A 295-nucleotide genomic window follows, 5' to 3' on the forward strand; every position below is an offset into this window, starting at 1 on the left:
ACCAGAAACGAAGAAAAAATCGCTGCCTAACCGCTAGGTAGCTCTACTACGTGTCCACGATTTGCGGGCAACCCCAGAGCATCGAGAGCTTCTTTGATCTTGTCTTCAAAGGAGTCCAAGTCACGACTGGGATCGTTGACGATCTCCTGCAGCGTCGTGGCAAACACACGCATCCCGCGAAGAGAACCGAGCAGTTCGAAGTCTTCATCGGTAAGAGCCATGGCTATACCTTCCATTCTTTATCAGTGAAGGCAAACGCCCCGGCCCCGCGTACATGCGACACAGAGTCCGGCGT

General features: G+C 53.6%; 1 protein-coding gene. It reads right to left on the minus strand.

All coding sequences use genetic code 11. The features are described from left to right. Window positions 1-26: 26 nt before the first annotated feature. A complete protein-coding gene (locus QP970_RS11645; protein WP_284849815.1) occupies window positions 27-221 on the minus strand; it encodes a hypothetical protein in 195 nt (64 codons plus the stop codon). Window positions 222-295: the final 74 nt, after the last annotated feature.

Source organism: Corynebacterium sp. MSK073 (assembly GCF_030232085.1).
GTDB lineage: Bacteria > Actinomycetota > Actinomycetes > Mycobacteriales > Mycobacteriaceae > Corynebacterium.